Genomic DNA, 9473 nt, shown 5'->3' with positions numbered 1-9473 from the left:
GCCTGTCGCGCGGTCCGGTCACCGCCACGGTGCCGCTGACCACGGTGGTGTCGAACCCCAAGGAGAACATCTACCTGCGGCCCAACGACGTGCTCACCCTGGTGCGCGACCCGCAGACCTTCCTGGCGGTGGGCGCGCTCGGCCAGGCGACCGAGCTGCCGTTCCAGGCCGACGGCATCACGCTGGCCCAGGCCCTGGCCAAGGCCCGCGGCCTGTCGGACTTCGCCGCCGACCCGGCCGGGACCTTCATCTTCCGGTTCGAGCCCGCCAGCGTGGTGCGCCGCCTGAACCCGAACACCAAGCTCACCGGCACGCCGCTGGTGCCGGTGGTCTACCGGATCAACATGCGCGACCCCAACAGCCTGTTCACAACCCAGGCGTTCCGCATGCGCAACCGCGACCTCGTCTACGTCTCCAACGCGCCCTTCACCGAAGTGTCGAAGGTGCTGACCGCCTTCAGCGGCGTCACCGGACCGCTCAACTCCGCGGCGACGGCTTACGCCTACGCGAAGTAGGCTGGACGACCCGCCGGTCTCAGGGCCGGCGGTTTCGAGATCCTGGAAAAGCAAACAGGGCGCGGATGGCTTCCGCGCCCTGTTTGCGTTCTCGAGCATTGGACCGCGCCGGACCTCGGCGCAGTCCGAAAGGAACTCAGCCGCGCTTGGCCAGCAGCTGCTCGATCAGCGAGCCGCCCTTGTCGATCGCCGCCATCTCCTCGGCCACCGCGCTCACGGTGTCGCGGATCTGGTCGGCGGTGTGCTCGGAGGTCAGGAAGAAGCGCAGGCGCGAGGCCCGCTCCGGCACCGCCGGGTGGATGATCGGCTGGACGTTGATGCCCCGGCGGAAGAGCCGGTCCGACAGGGTCACGGCCTTGAGCGAGTCGCCGACGATGATCGGCACCACGGCCAGGCCAAGGCTGAAGCCGGTATCGAGGCCGAGCTTCTTGGCGGTGGCAAGGAACAGGGTGCCGTTCTGGCGCAGGCGCTCGACCCGCTCCGGCTCGGCATGCATCACCGCCAGGGCCGCCTCGGCGGCGGCGGCGAGCGGCGGCGACATGCCGACGCTGTACACGAAGCCGCCGGCCGTGTGCTTGAGGTACTCGATCAGCGCGATCGGGCCGCAGATGTAGCCGCCGCAGGTCGAGAGCGTCTTGGACAGGGTGCCCATCCAGATGTCGACCTCGTTCGGGTCGACACCGCAATGCTCGAACAGCCCGGCGCCGGTGCGGCCGGTGACGCCGAGGCCGTGGGCCTCGTCGACCATCAGCCAAGCGTCGTAGCGCTTCTTGAGGGCGATGAGCCCGGCCAGGTCCGGCGCGTCGCCGTCCATGCTGTACAGGCCCTCGACCACGATCAGCGCCCGGCGGTGCTCGTGGCGGGTGTTCTGGAGCAGGCTCTCCAGGGCGTCGAGGTCGTTATGCGCGAAGGAGCGCCGCTGGGCGCCCGAGAGCTGCGCGCCGGTGACGATGCTGTTGTGGGACAGAGCGTCGTGGAAGATCACGTCGCCGGCTTCCAGCAGGGCGCCGATGGTCGTGACGTTGGTGGCGTGGCCGCTCACCATCACGATGCAGCCCTCGGTCCGGTAGTGCTTGGCCAGCGCCTGTTCGAGGCTGATATGGCCGGGCCGCTCGCCCGCCACCACGCGGCTCGCCGAGGCCGAGGTGCCGTAGGCCTCGATCGCCTCCCGCGCCGCGTTGCTCACCCGCGGATGGCCGTTCAGGCCGAGATAATCGTAGGACGAGAAGTTGGTGAAGCTCTTCTGGTCGATCCGCGTGGTCGCGCCGGCCTTGGCGTCGTGGACGCGGAAGAACGGGTTGCCCAGGCCGATCAGCTGCGCCGCCTGGCGCTGCAGCTGCAGCTCGCGGTAGCCGGGCAGGTTCTCGAAGTTCTGCGCGGCCGATTTCCCGGCCGGGGAGGCCGCCTTGACGGGGGCCGGGCGCGGGGTCGCGCGCCCGAGGCGGTTCGTCACGAAGCCGGCGAGCGCCGCGCGCCCGCCGTCAGGCCGTGCCGTATCGGTCATGAGTTGGTCTCTTTGATCTCGCTGGAGGTCTGCTCGATGAGTTCCCTGAGCGGCGCCATCATCTGCGCATCGATCTCACCGCCGATATGCTTCGAGACGAGGCTCATCGCGACACCGGCCGCCTCATCCATGGGGGCCGAAACCGCCTGAATTAAGGACTCCGACAGCTCGTTGACCGTCATGCCGGACGACAGGCCGGCGGGCGGCGCGTCGAGGGCGAAGCGCTCCTGCAGGCTGGCACCCAGCTCGACGCCCATCAGCGAGTCGAGGCCGATCTCGGAGAGCTGGCGCACGCGGCTGATATCGTCCTTGGGCAGGCGCAGGATGCGGGCGATGTCCTCGACGATCGCGTCGGACACGGTCTTGCGGACCGCGTCGACGTCGCCCCCCTTGAGGAGCGCGCCGATATTGATCGCCTGGACGCCGCCGGCCTCCACCTGCTGGTCCGACCCGAGATCGGCGTAGCTCGGGGAGCGCATGGTGGCGAGGCGCTCGCGCGCCTTGCCCCAATGCATCGCCGCGATGGCGATCACCGCCTCGTCCGGCGAGGTCCCCTGGGCCTCCAGGGCGTCGGCCATCAGCTCGAGGCAGCGACGGGCCTCCATCGGGGTGACGCCGACGCGGCCGGCGAGACCTTCCATGACCGCCTTGTTGCGGGCGAGCATGCCGACATCGCCGATCGCACCCCAGGCGACCGCCAGAGCCGGCAGGCCGCGGCGGCGGCGCTGGCGAGCCAGGCCTTCCATGAAGCCGTTGGCGGCCACGTAGGAGCCCTGGCCGGGATTGCCGATGAACGTCGTCGCCGACGAGAACATCACGAAGTAGTCGAGGGTCCGGTCCCGGGTGGCGGCGTCCAGGTGCTGGGCGCCGATCACCTTCGGGCCGATCACCGTGTCGAGCGCCGCGGCGTCGATGTTGGCGATCAGGCCGTCCTGCAGGACCGCGGCGGCATGGAGCACGCCGGCGAGCTTCTTGCCGCCCTGCTCAATCTCCGCCAGCAGCCGGTCGACCGCCGAGCGGCTGGTGATGTCCACCGCCTTGGCCTCGACCTTCACGCCGCGCCCGGTGAGCTCGGCGACGATCGCCTTGGCCTCGTCGGTGGTCGCGCCCTTGCGGCCGGCGAGCACGAGGTGCTTGGCCCCCTTGTCGACGAGCCAGCGCGCCGCCTCCAAGCCGAAGCCGCCGAGCCCGCCGGTGACGAGGTGGACGCCGCTCTCCGAGACCGTGAACGGACGGCGCGTATCCTTGATGATCGTGCCGGCCTTGGGCGGGCTGATCACGATCTTCCCGATATGCCCGGATTGCTGCATCAGCCGGAAGGCGTCCGAAGTCTCGGCCGCCGTGAACGGCTGGTAGGGCAGGGGCTTGAGGCCGCCGTCGTTGAACAGCGCCATCACCTCGCGGAACATCCGCGCACCGTCGTCGCCCTGGTGCTGGATCACCTGGTCGAGATCGACGCCGAAGTAGCTGAGGTTCCGCCGGAACGGGCGCAGGCCGATGTGGGTGTTGGCGACGTAGTCGCGCTTGCCCAGCTCGACGAAGCGGCCGAACGGCCGCAGCGCGTTGAGCGAGCGCTCCATCGCCTCGCCGAACAGGCTGTTCAGCACGATGTCGACGCCGTCGCCGGTGATCGCGCGGACCTCGTCCACGAAGGCGAGGGAGCGGGAATCGAGCACGTGCTCGGCACCGAGCGCCTTCACCAGGGCCCGCTTCTCGCGGGAACCGGCGGTGGCGATGACCCGTGCGCCCTTCAGCTTGGCGATCTGCAGCGCGGCCAGGCCGACGCCGCCCGCGCCGCCATGGACCAGCACCCACTCGCCGCGCCGCATCCGGGCGCAGGAGACGAGGCCGTAATAGGCGGTGAGGAAGGCCACCGGCACGGTCGCCGCCGCCATCGGGTCGAGACCCTGCGGGCTCGGCGCGACCACGAGCTCGGGCACCACGATGTGGGTCGCGAAGCCCGACTGGGCGAAGGCGACGACGGGGTCGCCGACCTTGAAGCCCTTCACGCCCGGACCGACGGCCGTGACCCGGCCGGCGCATTCGAGGCCGAGCCGCGGGCCGGCGAAGCCGTCCTCCAGGATCTCCTCGGGCAGCATCGAGAGCGCCCACAGAACGTCGCGGAAGTTGAGGCCGGTGGCCTCGACCGCGATCTCCATCTCGCCCTTGCCGGGGGTGCGGCGCTCGGCCGGACCCCAGACCATCTCGTTGAGGCCGCCGGTGTTGCTGCGCTCCAGGCGCGCGGCCTCGGCCGGGACGGCATCCGCCGGATCCCGGTGCTTCGGCCGGCCGGCATGAAAGCGCACGACCTGCGTCCGCTCGTCGTCGAGCACGATCTCGGTCTCCGGCGTGCCGGAGAGGATGAGGTCGCGCAGGCGCTCGGAGGCGCGCTTCGACGACATCTCGGGCGAGAGGTCGATCCGGCGCACGTCGAGGTTCGGCGCCTCGTTGGCCAGGGTGCGGGAGAAGGCCCACACGCCGGCCTCGATGTTGGTGGTCTGGCCGCCGCGATCGCGGGTGGCGCCCGGCGCCACGACCCAGAGGCGGGTCGGGCGGGCGCCGAGATGCTCGGCGCAGCGCTTCAGGCTGAGGCAGCGGTCGCGCAGCCGCTCGGCCGCCTCGCCGCCGCGGGTGAAGGCGCCGGCCAGGAACACCACCGTGTCGGGGGTCTCCTTCTCCAGCTCCATCAGCGAGGTCTCGGAGTCGAGGATGATCGAGACATGCACGCCGCCCGCGACCAGAAGGGTCGCCAGGGAGGAGGCGGTCTCGGCCGCGAACTCGTCGTCCGACCCGATCACGAAGGCGAAGGTCTGGGCCGGGGCGGGGCCCGGACGGACCGGAGCCTCGGCGACCAGCAGCAGGTCGTCGCCGTTGGCGGAGGCCGCCCGCTCGACCGCGACCTTGACCAGGCCATGGGCGCTGAGCGTGCGCTGCCAGCCCTCGATATCCTCGAGGCGCCCGACCGGCATGCCGCCGACGGCTTCCTCGAACCAGCCGCTGGTGAGGCCGAACACGAGGTCGCGGAACAGGGACGCGCCCGGCTCCACGGCCACCAGCAGGCCGCCGGTGGCGAGCGCCCCGGCGAGCTGGCCCGGCAGGGCGCGCTCGCCGCGATGCAGGCTGCCGGCCGCCAGGATCAGGTCGAAGCTGCCGGGGGCGAGCTCGTCGGCCGCCTCGACCACGGCGGCGCCGTTGGTGAGCGACAGGCGGGCGCGCTCGGCGAGCCGGCGGTCGGCCTCGAACACGGTGAGACGGGCCTCGGCGGCGGCGGCGAAGGCCGCGGCCTGGGCGGAGAGCGGGCCGAAACCGACCTGCAGGACCCGCAGGGCGCGCTCCTTCGGGAGCTGGCCGCGGCTCTTCTCGATCAGCTCGGCGACCAGGTCGGCGGTGTGGCGCGCGGTGGCCGAGCGCATCACGAAGGCGTCGATGGCGCCCTGCGGCAGGGCCGGGGCCTCGGTCAGCTTGCCCGCGAGCAGGCGGTCGACCATGGCGCCGACATCGGCGATCAGCACCAGCTCGGCGGAGAGATCCGGATGGTCGCCGGCGATCCAGCGCATGATCTCGTCCGGCGCCGGCAGCGCCGAGCCGTCACCCAGGGTCCAGTTCTGGCCGGCACGCTCGGCCAGGCCGCTGCTCTCCAGGGCGTAGAGGGCGTTCAGCAGCCAGGGGCGCAGGGCCTCCGGCACGCGCCGGTCGGTGACCGAGACGGTCTCGCCTTCCGCCAGCCCTGAGGCGAGGCGGTAGGCCAGCGACGTCGCCCAGCCTTCGAGCAGCAGGTGACCCGGCGACAGGGCGGCATCGGCCGGCCCCTTCGCCTCGGCGGTGAGCGGACGCAGGCGCGCGGCCACGCTCGGACGGCGCTCCATCGGGATCGCGGTCGGCTCGGTGGCGAGTTCCGGCACCTGCGAGATCGCGAAGGCCGAGAGGTCGCCGCCGCCCTTGGCACGCAGGGCCTGGAAGCGGCCCTCGCGGATGGTCGCGACCACCGCGCCGTCGGCGTCGAGCAGGGTGAAGTCGGCCAGGATCGACCGCTCGTTGCAGCGGCGCGTCCGGATGATCGAGCGGGCGATCACGGCGCCGGGGCGCAGCAGACGCACCTCGCCGAAGCGCACCGGGATGTAGGCCTTGCCGGCATTCTCGCCGAGCAGGTCGGCGAAGAGCAGGATCAACCCGTGGAAGCAGGCGTCGAGCCGCTGCGGGACCAGGGCGAAGCGGGTGTCGGGCTCGGCCGGCAGCAGGTCGGAGACGATGGTGGCGTCATCCAGCCGGGCGCTCATGGCGACCTGCTGGAAGCTCGGGCCGAAGCCGAGGCCCGAAGCGCGAGCCCGGGCGTAGAGCGCCTCACCGCTCAGGACCTGCTCGCCGGCGCTGTCGAAGTCGAACCCGTCCAGGTCGGGCGCCTTCGGGGCCGTGAACGTGCCGTCGACGATCTTGGCCTGAGCGTGGAGCTGCCAGGGGGTCTGGGTCAGGCGCGGGCGGCTGAGGACCTGGATGCCGTTGCCGGTGCCGGACAGGCGTACCGCGACCTCGCGCAGGGCCTCCTCGGCGAAGACCATCGGCGAGAGGATCTCGAAATCGGCCAGCACCACCTCGTCGTGGCGCATCGCCTCGCGGACGCAGGCCAGCGCCATCTCGACGAAGCCGGCGCCGGGCATGATCACCTGGCCGTCGACCCGGTGATCCTCCAGCTCGGGCAGGGTGGCCGGATCGACGAAGCCGTTCCACTCCAGGCCGTCGAAGGTGGTCCGCGAGCCGATCAGCGGGTGGTAGGGGCGGGCGCTCATGGCGCCGACGCTCTCGGGGGTGTCGGCCAGGCGGAACGGGCGCCGCTGCCACGGATAGGTGGGCAGGCGGACATCGCCCCGGGGCGCGGCACCGAAGATCAGCGACTCGTCGACCTGCGCGCCCTGGACCAGGGCGGCGCTGACCGCCTTGGCGATCGGGTCGCCGCCCGACGCCTTGCGGTGCATCACGCCGACCGTGGCGGTCTCGATGCCGAGCGGCTCGACGGCGTCGCCGACATGGGACATCAGGGTCGCGCGCGGGCCGACCTCGACGAAGACGCGGGCGCCGCGACGGGTGGCATCCTGCACGGCCTCGCTGAAGCGCACCGGCTCGCGGATGTTGCGCCACCAGTAGCCGGCGCCGAAATTGTCGCCCTCCAGCACGCTGCCGGTGACGGTGGAGACCATCGCGGTGGTGCCGGCGCGGGCCTTCAGCCCGGCGAGGTCGCGCAGCAGCGGCTTCTCGGTCGGGTCCATCAGCCTGCCGTGGAAGGCGTAGGCGAGGTCGAGCTTGCGGCCGCGGCGGCGCTTGCGCGACAGGGCCTTGAGGGCGGCCTCGATATCGGCGACCGGCCCGGCGACCGTGACGGCCTTGGGGCTGTTATAGGCGGCGATGTCGAGCGACGGGTAATCCTTGAGGAAGGACTCGACCTCCTCGGCCGGCATCAGCAGCACCGCCATGGTGCCCTGGCCGTGCGTCGTCTCCTGATGGTGGCTGCGGTAGTAGATGACCCGGACCGCATCCTCGAGGCTGAGGATGCCGGCCGCCTCGGCGGCGGCGATCTCGCCGACGCTGTGGCCGAGCACGTAGGAGGGGATCAGCCCCTTGGCCTTGAGGGCCGCCGTCGAGGCGCTCTCGATGGCGAAGATCAGCGGCTGCGAGACGCTGGTGAGCGCCAGGCGCTCGTCCAGATCCTCGGCGTAGAGGGCCTGCTTCAGCGACCAGTCGGCATAGGTCTGGAACAGGGTGTCGACCCGGTCGAAGGCGGCCCGGAAGGTCGGGTTCTCCTCGTAGGCCTCGCGGCCCATGCCGGCCCACTGGCTGCCGTTGCCGGAATAGACGAAGGCCACTTCGGCGGCGCGGTCCACCGCGGTGCCGGTGAAGGCGTCCTGGGCGTCCTCGCCCTCGCCGACCGCGCGGAGAGCCGCGGCGACGTCGGTCTTGCCGTCCAGCGCGATCGCCAGGCGGGCGGGCATGCGCTCGCGGCGATGCGCCACGGCGGCGGCCACCGTGGCGACCCGGTCGGGCTCGGCTTCGAGGCGCTCGGCGTAATCGAGGGCGAGCTCGTTCAGGGCGGCGCGGCTCTGGGCCGAAAGCAGCAGCACCTGGGCGGACGGCGCCGGCGCATCGGCCTCCGCCTGCGCGCCCGAATTCCCGTCGGTGATCACGACGTGCGCGTTGGTGCCGCCGAAGCCGAAGGAGTTCACGCCCGCATAGCGCTCGCGCGGACCGCGGTTGATCGGCAGTGCCTCGCGGACGACGCTCAGGTTAAGCTCGTCGAACGGGATGTCGGGATTGAGCTCGGCCGCGTGCAGCGACGGCGGCACGAGATCGTGCTCCAGCGCCAGCGTCGCCTTCATCAGGCCGGCGAGGCCGGAGACCGGCTCGGTGTGGCCGATATTGGTCTTGATCGAGCCGATCGGCAGCGGCGCCTGGCGGCCGCGCCCGAGCTTCGTCCCGATGGCCGAGGCCTCGATCGGATCGCCCACCGGCGTGCCGGTGCCGTGCGCCTCCATGAAGGCGAGATCGTCGAGACGGATGCCCGCGTCGCGGTACACGCGCTCCAGCAGGGCGCCCTGAGCGTAGCCCGACGGCAGCGAGATGCCGGTGGTGCGGCCGTCGGAATTGATGCCCGACGCCACGATCCGGGCGCGCACGGTGGCGCCGTTGCGCCGCGCGGCCTCGGCCGATTGCAGCACGAACACCACGCCGCCCTCCGAGCGCACGTAGCCGTCGGCGTTCTTCGAGAACGCCTGGCACAGGCCGGTGCGCGAGAGCATCTGCGCGGTGGAGAAGCAGATGAAGTTGAACGGGCTCGCCAGCACGTTGACGCCGGCCACGACGGCGGTGTCCACGCGGCCGGACTGGATCGCCTGCACGGCGTTGTCGAAGGCGACGAGCGAGGACGAGCAGGCCGTATCGACCGTGAAGCTCGGGCCCTTCAGGTCGAAGATGTACGAGATGCGGTTCGAGATGATCGAAAGCGTGTTGCCGGTGGCCGCGTAGGCGTCGCCCGAGGCCGCATCGAGGATGCGCAGGTTGCCGTAATCGAGCGAGGAGGCGCCGACGAATACGCCGATGTTGCTGCCGGCCACGCTCGACGGGCGCAGGCCCGCATCCTCGAGCGCTTCCCAGGTCAGTTCCAGCAGCATCCGCTGCTGCGGATCCATCTGCTCGGCCTCGCGGGGCGAAATGCCGAAGACGGCCGGGTCGAACGACCAGATGTCGTCGATGATGCCCGCGGCCCAGGTGTAGCTCTTCCCGCGCTCCTGGGCGCGCGGATGCGCGAACCGGTCGAGGGAGAAGCGGTCACTCGGGACCTTGCTGACGGCGCAGCGGCCCTCGGACAGGAGTTGCCACAGCCCGTCGACGTTGGGGGCCCCGGGCAGTCGGCATGCGCGTCCGACGATCGCAATATCTGTACGTTGTGTCACGTTCGGTTCGCACAC

2 protein-coding genes and 1 pseudogene are annotated in these 9473 nt (G+C 71.4%); 1 reads left to right on the top strand and 2 read right to left on the bottom strand.

Annotated features, from left to right (window positions below):
• Window positions 1-515: pseudogene (locus BMZ47_RS19560) on the top strand (polysaccharide biosynthesis/export family protein); the annotation flags it as partial.
• 136 nt (window positions 516-651) lie between these two features.
• Here the strand turns inward: BMZ47_RS19560 and BMZ47_RS19555 are convergent.
• Window positions 652-2019, bottom strand: a complete 1368-nt coding sequence (locus BMZ47_RS19555; RefSeq protein ID WP_007566264.1) for an aminotransferase class I/II-fold pyridoxal phosphate-dependent enzyme — start codon at window positions 2017-2019, stop codon at window positions 652-654.
• Window positions 2016-9458, bottom strand: a complete 7443-nt coding sequence (locus BMZ47_RS19550; protein ID WP_208601072.1) for a type I polyketide synthase — start codon at window positions 9456-9458, stop codon at window positions 2016-2018. The genes BMZ47_RS19555 and BMZ47_RS19550 overlap by 4 nt, the downstream gene beginning before the upstream one ends.
• Window positions 9459-9473: the final 15 nt, after the last annotated feature.

It is taken from the genome of Methylobacterium brachiatum (assembly GCF_900113845.1).
Lineage (GTDB): Bacteria > Pseudomonadota > Alphaproteobacteria > Rhizobiales > Beijerinckiaceae > Methylobacterium > Methylobacterium brachiatum.
The sequence above is the reverse complement of the archived record's forward strand: the minus strand, read 5'-3'. Positions and strand labels throughout refer to the sequence as shown.

What these genes read in the sequence shown, in the direction of transcription:
- BMZ47_RS19555 (WP_007566264.1), bottom strand. Translation starts at nt 2,019, where the DNA reads ATGACCGATACGGCACGGCCTGACGGCGGGCGCGCGGCGCTCGCCGGC.